General features: G+C 46.0%; 16 protein-coding genes. 3 read left to right on the top strand and 13 right to left on the bottom strand.

The genetic code is table 11. The features are described from left to right. Positions 1 to 272: 272 nt before the first annotated feature. The 5 genes from NSS95_RS07515 to NSS95_RS07495 form a co-directional block, all read right to left on the bottom strand. The gene (locus tag NSS95_RS07515) at positions 273 to 1,019 is read right to left on the bottom strand and encodes an SDR family NAD(P)-dependent oxidoreductase (protein ID WP_061565759.1); all 747 of its coding nucleotides are present in this window, start codon (positions 1,017 to 1,019) and stop codon (positions 273 to 275) included. A gap of 676 nt (positions 1,020 to 1,695) precedes the next feature. Continuing rightward, complete coding sequence (locus tag NSS95_RS07510) at positions 1,696 to 2,679, bottom strand: L-lactate dehydrogenase (protein WP_014098285.1); 984 nt, start codon at positions 2,677 to 2,679, stop codon at positions 1,696 to 1,698. 133 nt (positions 2,680 to 2,812) lie between these two features. Next, the gene (locus NSS95_RS07505) at positions 2,813 to 3,280 is read right to left on the bottom strand and encodes an aminodeoxychorismate lyase (RefSeq protein ID WP_026683417.1); all 468 of its coding nucleotides are present in this window, start codon (positions 3,278 to 3,280) and stop codon (positions 2,813 to 2,815) included. Then, positions 3,273 to 3,656, bottom strand: coding sequence for a hypothetical protein (locus NSS95_RS07500; protein ID WP_014098287.1), 384 nt, complete (start codon positions 3,654 to 3,656; stop codon positions 3,273 to 3,275). The genes NSS95_RS07505 and NSS95_RS07500 overlap by 8 nt, the downstream gene beginning before the upstream one ends. A gap of 147 nt (positions 3,657 to 3,803) precedes the next feature. Continuing rightward, positions 3,804 to 4,364 carry a DUF420 domain-containing protein gene (locus NSS95_RS07495; RefSeq protein WP_014098288.1) on the bottom strand — a complete coding sequence of 187 codons (561 nt, stop codon included), beginning with the start codon at positions 4,362 to 4,364 and terminating at the stop codon, positions 3,804 to 3,806. Positions 4,365 to 4,516: 152 nt separating this feature from the next. On the opposite strand from NSS95_RS07495, the gene NSS95_RS07490 reads away from it, so the two are divergent. Next, complete coding sequence (locus tag NSS95_RS07490) at positions 4,517 to 5,311, top strand: Cof-type HAD-IIB family hydrolase (protein WP_014098289.1); 795 nt, start codon at positions 4,517 to 4,519, stop codon at positions 5,309 to 5,311. Positions 5,312 to 5,363: 52 nt separating this feature from the next. Here NSS95_RS07490 and uraH read toward each other — a convergent pair whose 3' ends face one another. The 5 genes from uraH to NSS95_RS07465 form a co-directional block, all read right to left on the bottom strand. After that, complete coding sequence (uraH, locus tag NSS95_RS07485) at positions 5,364 to 5,723, bottom strand: hydroxyisourate hydrolase (protein WP_035184831.1); 360 nt, start codon at positions 5,721 to 5,723, stop codon at positions 5,364 to 5,366. 16 nt (positions 5,724 to 5,739) lie between these two features. Further along, positions 5,740 to 7,173, bottom strand: coding sequence for an NAD(P)-binding domain-containing protein (locus tag NSS95_RS07480; RefSeq protein WP_061086907.1), 1,434 nt, complete (start codon positions 7,171 to 7,173; stop codon positions 5,740 to 5,742). Next, positions 7,151 to 7,693 (bottom strand): 2-oxo-4-hydroxy-4-carboxy-5-ureidoimidazoline decarboxylase, encoded by a 543-nt coding sequence (uraD, locus tag NSS95_RS07475; protein ID WP_052042176.1) that lies wholly within the window; start codon positions 7,691 to 7,693, stop codon positions 7,151 to 7,153. The genes NSS95_RS07480 and uraD overlap by 23 nt, the downstream gene beginning before the upstream one ends. A 2-nt stretch (positions 7,694 to 7,695) precedes the next feature. Beyond that, complete coding sequence (locus tag NSS95_RS07470; RefSeq protein WP_407067034.1) at positions 7,696 to 9,024, bottom strand: nucleobase:cation symporter-2 family protein; 1,329 nt, start codon at positions 9,022 to 9,024, stop codon at positions 7,696 to 7,698. A gap of 198 nt (positions 9,025 to 9,222) precedes the next feature. Beyond that, a complete protein-coding gene (locus NSS95_RS07465) occupies positions 9,223 to 10,812 on the bottom strand; it encodes a PucR family transcriptional regulator (protein ID WP_046721170.1) in 1,590 nt (529 codons plus the stop codon). Positions 10,813 to 10,997: 185 nt separating this feature from the next. Between NSS95_RS07465 and allC the strand changes: the two genes are divergently transcribed. Together allC and NSS95_RS07455 are read left to right on the top strand one after the other, a co-directional pair. Continuing rightward, on the top strand, positions 10,998 to 12,236 hold the full coding sequence (allC, locus tag NSS95_RS07460) for an allantoate deiminase (protein WP_035184841.1): 1,239 nt from the start codon (positions 10,998 to 11,000) through the stop codon (positions 12,234 to 12,236). Positions 12,237 to 12,263: 27 nt separating this feature from the next. Beyond that, entirely contained in the window at positions 12,264 to 13,517 is a 1,254-nt protein-coding gene (locus NSS95_RS07455; protein WP_225620889.1) for a pyridoxal-phosphate-dependent aminotransferase family protein, read from the top strand. A 214-nt stretch (positions 13,518 to 13,731) separates the two neighbouring features. On the opposite strand, the gene NSS95_RS07450 is transcribed toward NSS95_RS07455, so the two are convergent. The 3 genes from NSS95_RS07450 to NSS95_RS07440 all read right to left on the bottom strand — a co-directional run bounded on the left by NSS95_RS07450 (position 13,732) and on the right by NSS95_RS07440 (position 17,277). Continuing rightward, the gene (locus NSS95_RS07450) at positions 13,732 to 14,109 is read right to left on the bottom strand and encodes a helix-turn-helix transcriptional regulator (RefSeq protein WP_014098290.1); all 378 of its coding nucleotides are present in this window, start codon (positions 14,107 to 14,109) and stop codon (positions 13,732 to 13,734) included. 406 nt (positions 14,110 to 14,515) lie between these two features. Continuing rightward, complete coding sequence (locus NSS95_RS07445) at positions 14,516 to 16,024, bottom strand: class I adenylate-forming enzyme family protein (protein ID WP_035184909.1); 1,509 nt, start codon at positions 16,022 to 16,024, stop codon at positions 14,516 to 14,518. A 101-nt stretch (positions 16,025 to 16,125) separates the two neighbouring features. After that, complete coding sequence (locus tag NSS95_RS07440; RefSeq protein ID WP_035184884.1) at positions 16,126 to 17,277, bottom strand: thiolase family protein; 1,152 nt, start codon at positions 17,275 to 17,277, stop codon at positions 16,126 to 16,128. Positions 17,278 to 17,337: the final 60 nt, after the last annotated feature.

Below are 17,337 nucleotides of genomic sequence, written 5' to 3'. Positions count from 1 at the left end.
AAATCGCCCAGGAGTGGACGAAGACAGCCAGACCCACAACGAGAGCTGTATGAATATTGTAACATAATTTGCCACTAAAATGACAAAAAGAACCGCTGCGCTAAGGTTCATTTGCTATCGTATAGCGTTTGGATTTTCACTTTTTCGTGCAGGTGGCCATAAGATTAAAGAAATAGAGAGGGGGATATCCACATCCGGTTCAAAAGGGAGGAGGCTCTTTTGAACGGAACGGGGAGGAATAGGGGACGTGTGAAAAAAACAAATGAAGAAAGTTATTTGAAAGAAGCATAGCCGTCATCAAGCATGACAACACTTCCGTTAATGACATCTGCTTCTTCAAGCGTTAATAGATAAACCGCATTTGCAATGGCTTCAGGACGGATCAGTTTTTTGCGCATTTGCTGTTCTGTCATTTTTTGTGTCATTCCGGCATCTTTATATGCCTGTATAATCGGCGTATCCACACTGCCCGGTGCAATGCCGACGACGCGAATACCGTATTGTGCTAGTTCAAGCGCAGCATTTTGGGTCATCATCCGGACTGCGCCTTTTGCAACCTGATATGGGAAAGTACCGAAGCTGACCAAATATCCGAATACGGAAGCCGTGTTGATAATAACGCCTTTGACATCCAGCTCGCGCATTTTTCTGCCAGCGGCAATGATTCCATATGCAACGCCGTGCTGATTGACATCAATGACACGCAAGTAATCTTCTATTTTCAAACTCAGGATATGCCCGAGCGTTCCGATTCCGGCGTTGTTGAACATCACATCAATCGTCCCGTATATTTCAACCGCCTGATTGACAAGTGATTCAACCTCTTCGAATTTGGAAACATCCGTCTTGGCAAAAACAGCATCTCCGCCTTCTTGTTTGATCAATTCCACCGTTTCAAGCCCTTTTTCTTCATCAATATCGGCAACCACAACGGAATCGCCTTTACGTGCAAAAGTTAAACTGGTTTCCCGGCCAATCCCGCTGCCGGCGCCTGTAATCACTGCAACTTTGCCTGACATGATGCATACCTCCTGATGGATATATTCTTAGAAAAAGTAAGCGTTTACTTTTCTTTACAATTTTTAGTGTATCACCGCAAGAAAAGGTTTACAATAAAAGGAAAGAACAGTTCGAAAAATCGACTTATATCAATAGACAGGTTTAAAACCATCAAAAAAGGATAAACACTTGCAGTTATTTTAAAGAAAAAACAGGCGAAAAATGAAACCGATGAGGAATGCTCATTCATGCACAAATATAGGAAAATCAGCCAGAAGAAGAATTTTAAGGCAAAAGAATGTGCAGGGATTGCAAATAAAAGAACAAACCAAGATTAGATGACTCAATGAAAGCATGTGCGAAAATGCAACAACGCTGCGTGATGGAATAAATCTGGAACGATCAATGAAACGCATACCGGACAAACCGAAATCCTGATGAGATGGAAAGATGCAATAAAGATTGTGTTTCACGGAAAAAATGTTTCTGTCTCAATGTTTTAAGTAATCTTCTTTTTTGAGACAAAATTTCGTTTTACTCCTCAACTAGCTATAATATATATTATGTTAACTAGATAAAAATCATCACATTGCGGAGTTGCCCGGCCACTCCTTTTCCCTTGTACCCAGAGATTATCTTTGGCCAGAATCGTTTTCACCTAAAAAATCCGCTGTATAATGCAGCGGATTTTTTAGATCAAGCCTGAATATACGATTTTCCGGTTTTTACCGATGCCATTGTATTTTGGATCGATTTTGCCGATTCGTGCAGCCAGGATGTTTCCTGTTCATCGAGTTCAATTTCAAGCTGTTGTTCGATCCCGTTACGGCCGATGACACTTGGTATGCTTAAAGCGACATCACCGTTATATCCGTACTGACCATGCAAAGTGGCTGAAACCGGATAAATGCTTTTTTCATCCAGCATCACGGCTTTTGCCAATGTCACTGCAGCTTCAGCAACACCGGCATTGGTCCACCCTTTCCCATTCAGGACATCAAAAGCAGTTTTCACCACCTTTTGTCTGAAAGCTTCCCTGTCCAACGGTTCTTTTCCCTTAAACACGCTGTCCAGTTCTTTTTCACGGAATCCCTGTACATTTAAACGGCTAAAAACCGGAAATGCGGTAAACCCGTGTTCGCCCATCATATAACCCGTTACACTTTTCGGATCAATGCTGTAATTTTCGGCAACAAGCTGGCGGAGGCGGGCCGAGTCAAGCATGGTGCCTGTTCCGAATATCCGCCCTTTCGAATAGCCAAATTCATTTTCAGCAATATAGACAATCGTATCAAGCGGATTTGTAATGAAAATGATGACAGCTTCTTTTGTATATTTCGTAATCCCTGCCATGACTTCCCGCACCACGGCGGCATTCGTCCTGGCAAGCCCTGCCCGGTCCGGCATTTCGTCTTTTTCCGACGGAAGCACGCTTGGCCCTGCTGCACAAATAATGACGTCCGCATCGGCGCATTCCGAGTAATCCCCTGCTTTCACGCTTGTGTTTGGCATATATGTAAGTGCCGTGGCATGTCTCCAATCGAGCGCTTCCCCAAATGCGACCCCTTTCTTTTTATCCAATACAGCAATTTCCGAAAAAAGGCCCAGTTTCATCGCATTTGCAAGCACATACGAACCGACATGCCCAACGCCTGCAACTACTAATTTTGTCTTTTTCACAGTTGTCTTCCCTCCTTGTTTTCTTTATTTTAACATTTAAAATCATACTATTGCAGTGAAAATTTCGTAAACCGGAAAAACGGCGCAAAAAAAGCTGCCCGGTCCGCAGTACGGCAGGCAGCTAGCTTCATGATTATTTTTTAAAAATGGTTGAAATCACTTTATCGTAACTCATCGTGCTGTCCACGACATAAGTACCAGGGCGAAGATGATTCTCAACACCCTTCTTTTCGACATCTTTACTGAATTGAAATGCATCATCCACGATATTAGCTTTCTCAAGCAATTTGCCGACATCAATGCTCGTCATCCCATCCGTCACCTGGAACACAACCCGGTTGACGGTTTTGGTTTTCGCGGATTTTTCAGCGGATGACTTCGCATCAGCCAGATCTTTGTCATATGCAGCCTTGGTTTGAACGACATATCCTGCATGCTCTAGTTTGTCTTTCATCTGGCTGTTGGAGAGTTTTGCAGTTTCAGCCGTATTTGTTTTTTTCACCGTATTGTCCGCTGCTTTGCCTGTTTCGGAAAAATAAACGGCGCCTGTTACAGCCGTGGCGAGCAAAATCCCTGCGGCAAAGCTGCTCAATTTATTCATTCCCACCGGCAACCTTGCTCCTTTCGTTTTTCGCCGCCATAAACGGGGCCAGAATTTCCTCAATTTCCGCTTTTGTCACTTGTTTTTTTTCTGCAATGCTTTCAATAGAGTAGTTGCGTTTATATAAATCCAGCACTTCAAGCCTGAACTGTTTATCAAAGGCAGAAAGCTGGATGCCGGCTTCTTTTTCAAGAATGTCCATTTCCAGTTCAAGCGTCCGGATGCCGTCTTTCAGATGATTGATTTCATCCATGAGTGCCAAATGCACCGTTTCCAATTCCTGCTGTTCCTCTTTCGCACGGTTCCGCGTTTTAAAGATGGACATGATCAGCAACACAACGGATACCGCAAATAAAATTACCAATGTCCAGACCATCAAATATGTACCCCTCCTTCAAAAATCTTCTTCCTGTACCCTATTATTATACATGTCCAGCCTTTTATTTTCGATAAAAAACAAGAATTTATGACAAAAGTTGCACAAAAAAAACACCAGCCGGACCAGCGGCTGGTGTACTGTTCTTTAATAATACGGTGCCATCATCAAGTAAACGATCACGCCGGTGATGCTGACATAAAGCCAGATTGGCATCGCCCAACGGACAATTTTTTTGTGCTTTTTCACCTGCATTGTCCATCCCCACACAAGTGCGAACAAAGCAAGCGGAACAATAATGGCCGCGAGAAAACTGTGGGTAATCAAGATAAAGAAATAGATGAACCGGATTGCCCCTTCCCCGCCATATCTTGCCGTTTCAGGCGAAAGATAATGGAATGTCAAATAAGAAAGCAAAAACAAAAACGTTGACGCAAAAGCGGCCAGTACAAATCCTCTATGCACATTGATATTTTTCCGTTTAATGGCGATGAGCGCGCAGACGAGAAAAATAAACGTAAAGCTGTTAAAAACGGCGTTCATCCTCGGCAAAATATAAATATCAAATCCTACTTTACCCTTGTAACCGATGTTCGTAAAAAAGAGCAGCAAAATGATAATATTTGCGATAAGGGAAACGGTGATAATCAGCGCCGTAAAATTTTTATCACTTTTCGGTTGGTAAGAAGGACTGTTCCCTTTATTCATGTTTTCATGCACCCCGCATTTTATATTCTGTAATCATATGCTTTCATGATAGCATGAAGATTGGTAGACAAACAACAATAGCGAAGTTTTTCACATTCATTTTTATTTGTGGTAAAGTAAAAGTGAAAAATTATACATACTGGAGCGAAATGATGGGACACTATGAAGCACTTTTTTTAGATGTAGACGGAACGATTTTGACACCGGAAGATACGATCCAGCCTTCAACAAAAAAGGCCGTGGTCAAAGCAAAAAAGCACGGCATGGAAGTCTTCCTGGCAACCGGGAGGCCGCTTCATGAAATTTCGTGGCTGATGGACGAACTGGAAATCGAATCCGCGATCGGCTATAACGGCACACTTGCTGTCTATAGAGGAAAAAACCTTTTTAAAACGGTAATGGACCCTAAAATTGTCGATAAATTTATTGGCATTGCCGAAAAGCACGGACATGAAGTCGTTTTGTATACGGACCGGCAAAACTTTATCACTTCTTTTGATGTGCCTGAAGTGAAAAGTTTTATAAAAAAAATCCACCTTCGCCAAAACGCCCCTTTTACACCGGCAGTACTTGATCAAGTATTGGGCATTACGCTTGTGAATGTCCGGGGAAACGGCGCCGCATTGTATGCAGATTTGCCCGGCCTGCATTTATCCCAGGTCAACATTGATGGATTCAGGCATTGTTACGACGTTATTCTTGATAAAGTGAATAAAGGCATGGCTGTAGCCAAAACCCTGGATATCCTCGGCATTCCAAAAGAAAAAGCCGTTGCGTTTGGGGACGGCATGAACGATAAAGAAATGCTGGAGGCAGTCGGCGAAAGTTTTGCGATGGCAAACAGCAACCCCGGACTGTTTGCTTATGCAAAACACCGGACGACAAGCGTTACCGAATCCGGTATTTACCATGGTTTGGAAATGCTCGGGGTGATCGATCAAGCATAAGGGGGAGCGTCCGTTTAAACGGTGAAGGCCGTTCAAACTGCCTCTTCCCTTTTTAACTTCCGCGATAGGTCTGATACCCCCAGGGAGAAATCAATAGCGGAATATGGTAACCGGCAGCCGGATCAGAAATGTTGAACCGGACAGGCACTTCACCCCAAAAAGGCGGGTCCGGAAGATTTGCTCCCTGGCTGCAGAAATAATCACCGATAGAAAAAACAAGCTGATACAAGCCGGAATCTATTTTCTCAGCAGATAACAGTGGGGCATCCGTCCGGCCGTCTTTATTTGTTACCGTTTTGGCAAGACACCGCCACCTTGATGTTGCCGGATCAAATTTAAATAACTGTACTTTTACATGTTCAGCAGGTTTGCCATGTGTTAAATCCAAAATATGTGTTGTTAAACCGGGCATATGCGCCATCCTTTCTTTACAACTCAGCGGAGGCAATCGCTTTTTCTGTCCAATTGCCGGTAAATTCTATTTCACGGTAGGAAAAATAGTCTTTTAATATTTGTTCCCGGTCATCAAGGAACAGTTGATCTGCAACGCCTTGGACAACTTTCGGGATTGCAAATCTTAAGCCTGATAAAGCGGAAGCAGACAACCCACAGCTAATGAGGGCCGAATAATTAAAAGCAAACAAACCATAGAGTATCCGCCTCCCCTTTTCATTGCGGCTAAGGAAAGAAAAATCCGGACCAAGGTATGGATGCGCATCAATCAAAGGATTTTTTATTTTTTCCGGCGCACTGAACCGATCCTGCCAGCGGGCAATATACGGCTCAACCAGCCGCAATTCCGGCCGCAATGATGGATTGGAAACAAGACCGGTGGCAATGATTAAAAAATCAAAAGCAAACGCTCCATGCGGGGTGGTGACAACTGCCTGTGTTCTCTCTTCCCTTACATCCAGCCACGGTGACCCGGTATGGAGCCGAAAGCCCGGCCAGGCGCTGGCACGGTTAAAAATATCATTTGTCGGCGGCTGGCTATACTTGAAAAAATGGGCCATCGCTGCGTATTTATCTTTATCAGACAAAGTATGGTACCGTTCAATCATTCCGGAAAGTTCCATCTGGCGAATCGGGTTAATCCGCTTTAAATCGTTTCCCCTGATAAATACATGGGCCTCTGCCGCCCCTTCTGCAAGCACATGGTTCGCATTGTCAAAAGCAGATGCACCGCCGCCCAAAATGCCGATCTTCTTTCCTCTCAGCTTTTCCATTTCTATCCTTTGCGATGTGTGGGCATACAAATAGGACGGAAGTTTTTCCTTTATAAAGTCCGGCACATACCATTCCCCGCCGCCCTGAATTCCGGTGGCAAGGATGATTTTCCGCGCAAGTAAAAATGAAGAAGGTGCCCCTTTCCCTTCAATCTGCAGCCTGTGCACCCCTCCTTCAGGCGCTATACAGGTTAAAGTAACTTCGTTCAGAACTGGGAGGCGAAGCACTTTCCTGTACCAGCGTAAATAATTCATCCATTCTCGGCGTGGGATTTTGTCCAGCTCGTCCCATGCTTTTTCTCCGTATTGCGCTTCCCAAAAGGCCCTGAAAGTAAGTGAGGGAATCCCGAGATCAATGGAGGTCAGGTGTTTTGGCGTTCTTAACGTCAGCATCCGTGCATACGTATCCCACGGTCCTTCATAACCATTGGGATTTTCATCAATTACAAGAATATTGGAGATCCGCTCTTTTAACAAACCAAATGCCACGCCAACGCCGCACTGTCCGCCGCCAATTATAATCGCATCATATACATGGCCTTCCTGATGAACAACCGGCCGAACCCAGTCTGCCCCGCCAAACGCTAGGCAAGATAGATCTTTTTGTACCCGTTTATTCAGTGCTTCCAAACTCATCACTATTTCCTCCATTTTCGTTCGATTGGTTAAAGAGCGCAGTAAACCTGAAATAAGCAATTTGATAAATCTGCTCCAGTGCGGTTTGAAATTCTTGTTCGCTGCTGTGGCAAAGCCGCTCGCGCATTGCCGCGTAAATCTCTTCCTTGTTTTTTCCGCGAACGGCCAATATAAAAGGAAAGCCAAATTTTTTCTTATATTTTTCATTGGCTCTTTGAAACTTTGTATATTCTTCCTTTGTCAGGTTCTGCAGCCCGGATTCCCTTTGTTCTGACGCCGAATGCGCGCTCATCCTCATCCTGCCGCCTAAATCCGGATGTGCCCGGATCAACTCCCGTTTCCGGTCTTCCCCTGAGTCTTCCACCATTTTTACCATCTTCCGGAATAATTCATCCGGCGAATGGTAAGGCCTGCCAGCTGCTGCTTGTTCGGCAAGCCACCGGGCATGTTCAAATATCCCTTCAAGCTGCTCTATAAATGCATCCTTCGTGATTTGATTGAATTCATGGATCGTCGCCATCTTCATCCTTCTTTCAAAGCCGGATCCACGACACGTACGGGAATGTCAGAAGGCGCACGCACGCGGTCTTTTTTCGGCAAGAGCAAGTTTAAAATAATGGCGCACAGGCTGCCGCAGATGATGCCGTCATTCACCAGGATTCTGAGCATGGGCGGCAAAACATGAAATAAATCCGGGACAACCGTCGCACCGAGCCCAAGCGAAACGGAGCAGGCAATGATCAGCAAATTGCTGTTTTCCGAGAAATCAACATTCCGCAGCATCCGGATCCCTGAAGACACAACCATTCCGAACATGACAACCGTTGCGCCGCCAAATACAGCAGTTGGAATGATCGTCGCCAATGCGGCAATTTTCGGCAGCACTCCGAGACAGATCAGGATGATGCCGGCAGCAATCGTGATTTTTTTCGTTTTGATGCCGGCAAGCTGGACAAGGCCGACATTTTGGGAAAAAGTACTGTAAGGAAAGGCGTTAAAAATCCCCCCGAGGATAAAAGAAATTCCTTCTGCCCGGTAACCGTTTGTAATGTCTTTACCGGTTAATTTCCTGTCCGTCATTTCCCCGAGTGCCAGAAAAGCACCAGTGGACTCCACCAGAATGACCGTTCCGACGATGATCATCGTGATGACAGGGACAATATGGAATGCCGGCATGCCGAAATAAAAAGGGGCCGGAACACGGAACCAGGAAGCTTCCGCAACGACTGTGAAATCAACCTTCCCCATAACGGTTGCAGCAATTGTGCCGGCAATGATCCCGAGCAACACAGAAATGGCGCGCAAAAAACCTTTAAAAAAGCGGTTCATAATGAGGATCAGCGCCAGCACACCGAAGGAAAGCAGCAAATTTTCGGGAGATCCGAAATCTTTACTCCCCTGTCCGCCGCCCATATTGTTTATACCGGTCGGGATCAGGGATAATCCGATGATCATCACCACCGTCCCCGTTACGACAGGCGGAAATAGTTTTAACAATTTCCCGTATACTTTGGAAAACAAAATAATGAACAAACCTGCAGCAATAATGGCGCCATAAATGGCATGAATGCCGTATCCGGTGCCGATCGTAATCATCGGGGACACAGCAACAAAGGAAGTACCCATGACAACCGGGAGGCCGATTCCGAACCATTTTGATGCCCATGATTGAAGAAGGGTCGCGAGCCCGCATGTCAGCAAATCTACCGAGATTAGAAATGCCTGCTGCTCGGGGGAAAACTTTAACGCGTTGCCAACGATGATTGGAACCAAAATGGCACCGGCATACATGGCAAGCACATGCTGAAGGCCTAGTGAAAAAATTTTTGAAATCCCTGTTTTCTGATTCAATTCCATTCCTCCTTTATTCATGGATAATTTAATAACATATTGGAGTTATATTATTTAACATGATAGTCCCTTTGCTTTTGATGATCAATGGATAAATTCACTAAAAACTTGCATTTTTACTGGTCAATTTAAATAAAAAGCAAAGATGTATGTGAGGTTTTCTCACAAATAAAAAAAGAGCCACACGTCAGCATGGCTCTAACTGCCGATTGGCTCAAGCAGATTGTGGATCCGAAGCGCCAATCGCAGCTGCAGATTGGTATCCGGATCTTTTAAATTTTTTCCAAGCAGCTCCCTGCATTTTTCAATCCTGTAAACAACAGTATTGCGATGGACATAAAGCCGTTTGGACGTTTCAGATATCTGGCAGTTTGTTTCCAAGAATACAGATAAAGTCTGAAGCAGCGATTCCCGTTCCTCTTTTTTTATGCGGCGAAAGCCTTTAAACGCATGCCGGTAAAAGTTTTCCAGATCTTCACGCGGGATGAGGCGCAGCAATGACACGATATCTTTCGTTAAATACGTTTGGATATATGCGGACTTTCTCGACAATTCACCGGATTTTAACGCGTCTATGGCTTCTTTATAAGCACTCCGGACTTCTAAAAAGCTATGGCTCAAATTGCTGATTCCAAATGACATCGTTCGTCCGAAATAAGCCTGTACTTTTTCCTGGATTTTATGCAGCTGCGCTTCTATCCAGCTGCTGTCATATGTCTGCACCTCATAGAGCAGAATACAGAGCTCCCCCTTCGTAAAAAAATGAGCATCCCCTGGCGAATGTGCCACGTCGTCTTCTATAAATTCATAAATTTCATCCTGACCATCCAATAAACCGCCGTCTATTTTTCCGGCAACGCAAACATATGCCTGATCATTGCGCAAAGCAAACTCAGCAGCCCGATTTATCATTTCCGCCTGCGAAGAGAACGCCCCTTCAAGAAAATGAAGAAAAAAATCATTCCGGATGCTGCGGGCGTGCTGCTTAACAGCCTGCTCCTTCATAAGGGCAAACGAAATGACATTCACAGCCTGTTCAATCAGCAGCGCGCGCAAGTGGTCCGCCTGGTCTAACTCCCCCGTAATGGCTAAAAAGCCCGTCTTTTTTTCTTTTATATGGATAGGAAACAGCGTGTATGTCTTTTGATCCCGTATAACAGAAAATGTTAAGGAGAATGCCGGGGATTTTGCCGGAAAATGGCCGGGCAGGCTTGCCTCAAGCGAAGCGAAAGCAGCTCCTGCACCCGGACAACGAGCAACCACATCGAAGTGCTGGTCAAGGCATTCACATGGGCAATGGATCATTTTCGACAGTTCATGAAGGATCGGGCGAATGCCGTCCCCGCGCATCGCCACATCAGCAAACCGCTTATGGGCTTCAAGTGCCATCGTTAACTCACGTGCATGCTTGTCTACAATTGCCCGCAATGTCAGATCTACCACTTCTCCAAGCGTGAGGGAAAGCGGCAACTCAATGACCGGAAAAGACAAGCGTTCAGCAAGTTCTAAGACGGTATCCGGTATCTTCCCCAAAAATCGTTTTGTCTTAATCCCAAGTGCGGCACAACCTTTGTCAGACATGGCTTGAATCAGTTCCGCCAGCTTTTTCGGGTCGTCTTTAAAATGGTACGCAGTTGTAATCAGCATGACATTGGGTTTTAAATAATGGACAATATCGGGCGCGTCCATCATATTCACCGTCCGGATTTCATGGTTTTGCCCGGATTTCCCCGCAACAATGGATATGCCGGCAAGTTCCGGGACTTCGAGCAGATCCTGCACATTCATTTGCTTTCCCCCGTTTCCTAAATATTCAAATTAAGTATTATTGTATCATAAATTGTTGATTATAAACAAAATGGTCGGAAAATTTGTATGAAATACATAATGAAGTTTCGAAAAACACCCTTTACACTATAGATAGGCCATGTTAGAAAATCGTCCATTTTATGGAAAAGGAGTTGACGATTCCAATGTCCGTAAACCAATTATCTGAGACAAACCAAGTAAGCGAGATGATCGAATGGCTCGCCTCCTTTGGAAAAACAAAAACGGGCGGTGTCACAAGGCGATTGTATACACCGGAATGGCAAGCGGCACAGCACGCCCTGAAAGCAAAAATGAAGGAAACAGGGCTTGAAACGTATTTTGATAGTGTTGGGAACTTATATGGCAGAGTCCAAGGTACGGAAAAAAGCGGGGCAATTTTAACCGGGTCGCACATTGATACTGTCACAGAAGGCGGAAAATATGATGGCGCATACGGTGTGATAGCCGGTTTTATCGCTGTGTCAAGGCTCCTCCGGAAATACGGGCCGCCCAAAAAAACAATTGAAACGGCGTCATTGTGCGAGGAAGAAGGCAGCAGGTTCCCCATCACTTTCTGGGGATCGAAAAATATTTGCGGCCTGTATCATTTTCATGATGCGGATGGCATACAGGATGAAAATGGAATTTTACTGTCCGATGCGATGAAGCGGGCGGGTTTTGGACCAGGAAAATACATCTCCCCTGCCCGCACGGATATCCGGGCATTTTTGGAACTCCATATCGAGCAAGGAATGGTGCTGGAACAAAACAATAAGACTATCGGAGTGGCCACGCATATTGTTGGGCAGCGCCGCTATACGATTCGGCTAAAAGGAGAAAGCAACCATGCCGGCACGACACCGATGGCCCTGAGAAAAGACGCAGTTACTGCTGCTGCCCAGTTCATCTCATACTTAACAAGAAAGGCAAAAGAAACCGATCCCGGTTTAGTGGCAACCGTTGGCCAGATTGACGTGAAACCGAATGTAGCCAATGTGATTGCTGGTGAAGTGGCATTCAGCCTGGATATTCGCCATCACAGGCAGGAAGTCATGGAACACTATTGCAACGATGTTTTTTCAACATTTAAGCGCAACGCCAAAAAGAAGGGAATCCATATTTCGATTACACAATGGCTCGATACAGCACCGGTCGCGCTGGATCCGGCATTGGCCGAAATAGCGCGATCCATTGCTAAATCCCGGCAGATTGCTTTTCAAGATATTGTGAGCGGCGCCGGGCATGACGCCCAGATTTTCGGCTCATTTTGCCCGACTTTGCTGCTATTTGTACCGAGCAGGAACGGTATCAGTCATTCGCCGAGAGAATATAGCGCTATTCGCGATCTTGAAACCGGCATTGATTTATTGGAAAGCGTATTATACAAGCTGGCTTACACTTAAATGATGCACAATAAGGAGAAGATGAAATTGGCATATGCAGAATTAACGGCACCGAAACGAATCATCCTGACACCCGGCCCGGTTGAGGTCGACCCGCGTGTGTTGCGGGCAATGGGCACACCGATCCTCGGTCAATTCGATCCGGCATTTACAGCCATTATGAATGAAGTAATGGATATGCTCCGCCAAGTATTTCAGACAAAAAACCATTGGGCTTACCCGGTTGACGGAACTTCCCGCTCCGGATTAGAAGCTGTGCTTTGCAGCATTCTTGAACCCGGAGACCGTGTCATGGTGCCCATTTATGGCAGATTCGGCCATTTATTTGCAGAAATTTGCGAACGGTACGGTGCTGAAGTCCACACCATTGAATGTCCGTGGGGAGAAGTATTCGAACCGGGCCATGTCATTGCGGAGATGAAGAAAATAAAGCCGAAAGTGCTGGCAATGGTGCACGGTGAAACTTCCACCGGCAGAATGCAGCCCCTTGCAGAAATCGGAAGGGCATGCCGCGAACAGGACGTTTTGTTTGTTGTAGATGCAGTCGCATCCATCGGAGGAGCAGATGTCAGGACAGATGAATGGTATATCGATGCCCTTGTTGCCGGAACGCAAAAATGTCTGTCAGTCCCTGCCGGCATGGCGCCGATTACGTACAACAGTCGTATAGAAAAAATCGTGCTGGCACGCAAAAAAGTGGAACGCGGCATTGCAACTGATGAGGACCGTGCTTATCCAAGGAGCATGCGCCCGATCACAAGCAATTACTTTGATCTGGGCATGCTCCAGGATTACTGGAGCCCGCGCCGGTTGAACCACCACACAGAGGCAACGTCCATGATCTACGCGCTACGAGAAGGATTACGGCTTGTGTTGGATGAAGGACTGGGAGCACGTTTTTCACGCCATAAACTGCATGAAAAAGCGCTTATCGAAGGGCTTCTGGCAATGGGACTGTCTTTATTCGGCGACCCTGTGCACAAACTCCCCTGCGTCACTTGCGTCAACATACCGGACGGAACCGACGGCGAATCTGTCCGCCACATGCTTCTTGAGGAATTCGGCATTGAAATCGCTTCTTCTTTTGGCCCACTGCACGGAAAAATCTGGAGGATTGGCACGATGGGCTACGGCTGTCGAAAAGATAATGTGCTCGCATTATTAGGCGGCCTTGAAGCCGTTCTGATTAGGCATGGCGTAAAAGTGAACCGTGGAGAAGGATTGCAGGCCGCATTGGATGTATATCAATCAGAAAAAACGAAATCGATTGTTTTAAAGTGAACGTTCTGCTGTTTTTCGGCATGGACAGCGAATGTTAAAATACTTGCTTGAGCCGAACGGGGATTGACCATTGTGCGGAAAAATATTTCTTTTATCCCCCTTTTTGAAACAGGACGGGTAAACCTATACGCGGGATAAGCACATACTCGCAGCCAAAAGGGCCGCTTCTTACGAAAAATGATAAATAAAAAAGAGCCGGCACACCCGGCTTTTTTTATGAAAAGTTATCCTGAAGCGCTTTTCGCAAAAGCTGCTCGCACCGTTCCAAGTCAGCCTTGACAAGTTTTTTGTACGCTTTTGCTTTTTCCATGTCTTTGATTTTGTATACCACAACCTCTTTTCTTTTTGCCCCGTCCGGTTTTACTTTTATTTTGGTCAAAATTTGCTCCTCATCTTCCAGTTCATGAAGCGCCCGGTAGATTTCGGAATGCTGCGGTTCGAAACCGAGCGGCTTAAATTCTTTTTTCAATTCATCCAAAAGCTGCAGCCCGTACCACCGTCCGTTTTCAATATTGGTGATAATATAAAGTTTTAAAAAGGCGCGCTGTTTGATTAAAAAGCCGGTACTCTCCCTTTGCCGTTTTTCCGCCATGCTACTCACCCCTTTTTCTTCCATTATAGTAAAATGTGCCGGCAGCACACAAAAATTAACACTCGAACGTATGTTATTTTAGCTGTGTAGGTTTTTTGTTTTTTATTATGTTTTTAGCACATTGTGTAATTTTTATAAAATCTGCTCTGAAACCCTTTCATTTCTATAAAATGGAGTCGCGTTTTATATCAACCGTGCATCCGGCTAAGCCGGCAAAAGAATGGTAAAAATTCGTTCATTTTTATCGTGCAAACATTTGGTCAAATATTATTTATCTTTTAGCACATAGTGTTATTAAACCAAATTAAACAAAAAAATACCGGCGCATTGCCGGCATTACGCTTTTCCCAAACGGCACGGGCGCCCTTTCTCAAAATGGGTATTTTTTGCTGCCGTGCTGTTTGCCTTACACCCCGGAAATTTGTTTTCGCAAAACGTGTTTTAAAACTTTCCCGCTCGCATTTCGTGGAAGCGTCTGTAAAAATTCAATTTCGGCCGGCCATTTATATTTTGCAAGTTTTCCCGAACAATAGGCAAACACTTTTTCTTCTGTCAATGTTTCGCCTTTTTTCACGACAATATAGGCTTTTGGCACTTCCCCGTATATTTCATGCGGAATTCCGACTACTGCCGCTTCCAAAATTTCCGGCATTTCATACAGCACTTCCTCTACTTCCACCGGATAAACATTTTCGCCTCCACGTATTAACATATCTTTTTTACGGTCAACTAAATACAGAAAGCCGGCTTCATCGAAATAGCCCAAATCTCCGCTGTAAAGCCAACCGTTTTGCAATACCCTCCGCGTTTCTTCTTCATTTTTCAAATATCCTTTCATGACTTGCGGCCCTTTAACGATGATTTCGCCTACTTCCCCGGCGGGAACAGGTGAACCGCCCGCATCTACCACTTGAATTTCCGTTTGCGGCAATGCTTGGCCAACCGAACCTGCCTTTTCCATAGCAAAACGGTCAGTTAATGTTGAAGCTGCCGGCGCATTTTCGGTCTGGCCGTATAAATTTTGTACTTTTACTGTCGGAAAACGCGTTTTTAACTGGCGCACACGTTCATACGGCATCGGAGACGCACCATAACAGAACAATCGCAAATAAGACAGGTCAACTTCAGCCATTTTCGGCGTATTGAGAAGGATACTGTACATTGCCGGCACCCCGAAGAAAACAGTAACTTTTTCTTTTTCCATTGTTTCAAGCGTTTTCTCAGGGGAAAATTGTTCTTCTATGATCATGGTGCCACCACGGTAGATGGCCGGAATGCTAAAGACATGGCATGCCGCGCAATGGAATAATGGGGTGACAATATGCACACGGTCTTCCCTGCTTAAATCCATTGCCTCAGCCCAGATTTGTGCCGCTGCCCGGACATTTGCGGCAGACAGCATGACGCCTTTTGGCCTGCCGGTTGTGCCGGATGTATAAAAAATCACAGCAGTATCATCTGCCTCTATTTGGGGAGGCATAAAAGCATCCGTATTTTCTCCGGCAATAGCCCGGAATGTGTCTTCCCCGCCGACCATCAGGCGGTCTTGGAATTGATGAAACTCGCGCGGAATTTCATGCAATATATGGAGCAGACGGGTATCATAGATGAGGGCTTTTGCTTCTGAGTGATGAAAAATATACTGCACTTCGGGTGGTGCCAATTTTGTATTGACAGGCATGGCTGTGAAACCGCCCAGTTGGCAGGCATAATAGGCAATGAGCAGCACATCGGAATTATGAAGAAAAAGGGCAATAATGTCTCCCTTTTTGTACCCCTTTTTTTGGAAAAAGCCGGCGACATTTATCGCCTCCCGGTAAAATTGAGCATAAGTCATTTTCTTTCCCCGGTAAGACGTAATGATATGGTCCGGTTGATGAATGGCATGCCATTTGAGCTGTTGCCCAACAAACATTTTTACTCCTCCTGTTCGAAAAACCCGGTTTTTCCGTTTGCCGCAGTAAAGCGCCGGCTGCGGTGATACGCTCCTTTCCCCAGCCGGAAACAACATGTTTTTTAATCCAATCTTTCAATGATCGTCGCGTTTGCCATACCGTAACCTTCGCACATCGTTTGCAAGCCGTAACGACCGTTTGTTCGTTCCAGCTCGTGTATTAGCGTTGTCATGAGCCGCGCCCCGCTTGCGCCAAGCGGATGGCCAAGCGCAATCGCACCGCCGTTCGGGTTCAGTTTTTCCGGACTGGCGCCGGTTTCTAAAAGCCAGGCAAGCGGTACGGAAGCAAATGCCTCGTTCACTTCAAATACATCGATGTCATCAATCGAAAGCCCCGCCTGACATAACACTTTTTCCGTAGCCGGGATCACCCCTGTCAGCATCAGTGTCGGATCAGACCCAACAACGGTCCGGGCGAGAATTCGGAACCGCGGCTTCAGGCCAAGTGCCTCTGCTTTTGTGCGGGACATGATTAAAACGGCAGCTGCCCCGTCGCTAATCTGGCTCGCATTACCTGCCGTGATACGCCCGTCTTCCTGAAAAGCCGGTTTCAGCGCGGACAATTTCTGAATCGATGTATCTGAACGCGGGCCTTCATCTTTCACAACTGTCACGGTCTTGCCATCAGGCTGTTCCGCTTCAACCGGCATGATCTCCCTGTCAAAACGCCCTTCTTTTTGCGCCTGCAATGCACGCCTGTGGCTTTCAAGCGCATAGTGGTCCATCTTTTCACGGCTAATGCCCCACTTTTCCGCAATCAAGTCTGCGGACAGCCCCTGATGGATCATGTTGTATTTTGCAGTGAGCAACTTGCTGAATGCGGCGCCGTTCCTGTTGGAGCCGATCGGAACGCGCGACATGCTCTCAACCCCGCCTGCAATCACCACATCCATATCGCCGGAGAGAACCGCCTGAGCTGCAAAATGCACCGCCTGCTGACTGGATCCGCACTGGCGGTCAATGGTAACGCCGGGCACTTCAATCGGAAATCCTGCGATCAACGTTGCCTGCCGCGCAATATCAGACGCCTGTTCCCCGACCTGGGAAACACAGCCCATGATCACATCTTCCACCATATCCGGAGATATCCCCGCCCGTTCGACCACTTCCTGTAAAACTTTCGCCGCCAGCTCTTCTGCCCGGATCCCGCTTAATAATCCATTCCGCTTTCCAACGGGTGTCCGAACCGCTTCTATAATGACCGCTTCCCGCATCCGCATTCCCCTCACCATAAAAATATTCCATTCATCTTATACCCTGCGTTTTTAAACTGC

Origin of the sequence: Weizmannia sp. FSL K6-3076 (assembly GCF_038007245.1) — a bacterium.
Classification (GTDB): Bacteria; Bacillota; Bacilli; order Bacillales; family Bacillaceae_C; genus Weizmannia; species Weizmannia faecalis.
The sequence above is the reverse complement of the archived record's forward strand: the minus strand, read 5'-3'. Positions and strand labels throughout refer to the sequence as shown.

Excerpts from the sequence above, each read along its gene's own strand:
- allC (WP_035184841.1), top strand. The coding sequence starts at position 10,998 with ATGTCCGTAAACCAATTATCTGAGACAAACCAAGTAAGCGAGATGATC.
- NSS95_RS07445 (WP_035184909.1), bottom strand. The coding sequence starts at position 16,024 with ATGTTTGTTGGGCAACAGCTCAAATGGCATGCCATTCATCAACCGGAC.
- NSS95_RS07465 (WP_046721170.1), bottom strand. The coding sequence starts at position 10,812 with ATGAATGTGCAGGATCTGCTCGAAGTCCCGGAACTTGCCGGCATATCC.
- NSS95_RS07450 (WP_014098290.1), bottom strand. The coding sequence starts at position 14,109 with ATGGCGGAAAAACGGCAAAGGGAGAGTACCGGCTTTTTAATCAAACAG.
- NSS95_RS07515 (WP_061565759.1), bottom strand. The coding sequence starts at position 1,019 with ATGTCAGGCAAAGTTGCAGTGATTACAGGCGCCGGCAGCGGGATTGGC.
- NSS95_RS07490 (WP_014098289.1), top strand. The coding sequence starts at position 4,517 with ATGGGACACTATGAAGCACTTTTTTTAGATGTAGACGGAACGATTTTG.
- NSS95_RS07480 (WP_061086907.1), bottom strand. The coding sequence starts at position 7,173 with ATGAGTTTGGAAGCACTGAATAAACGGGTACAAAAAGATCTATCTTGC.
- uraD (WP_052042176.1), bottom strand. The coding sequence starts at position 7,693 with ATGGCGACGATCCATGAATTCAATCAAATCACGAAGGATGCATTTATA.
- NSS95_RS07505 (WP_026683417.1), bottom strand. The coding sequence starts at position 3,280 with ATGAATAAATTGAGCAGCTTTGCCGCAGGGATTTTGCTCGCCACGGCT.
- NSS95_RS07495 (WP_014098288.1), bottom strand. The coding sequence starts at position 4,364 with ATGAATAAAGGGAACAGTCCTTCTTACCAACCGAAAAGTGATAAAAAT.
- uraH (WP_035184831.1), bottom strand. The coding sequence starts at position 5,723 with ATGCCCGGTTTAACAACACATATTTTGGATTTAACACATGGCAAACCT.
- NSS95_RS07440 (WP_035184884.1), bottom strand. The coding sequence starts at position 17,277 with ATGCGGGAAGCGGTCATTATAGAAGCGGTTCGGACACCCGTTGGAAAG.
- NSS95_RS07500 (WP_014098287.1), bottom strand. The coding sequence starts at position 3,656 with ATGGTCTGGACATTGGTAATTTTATTTGCGGTATCCGTTGTGTTGCTG.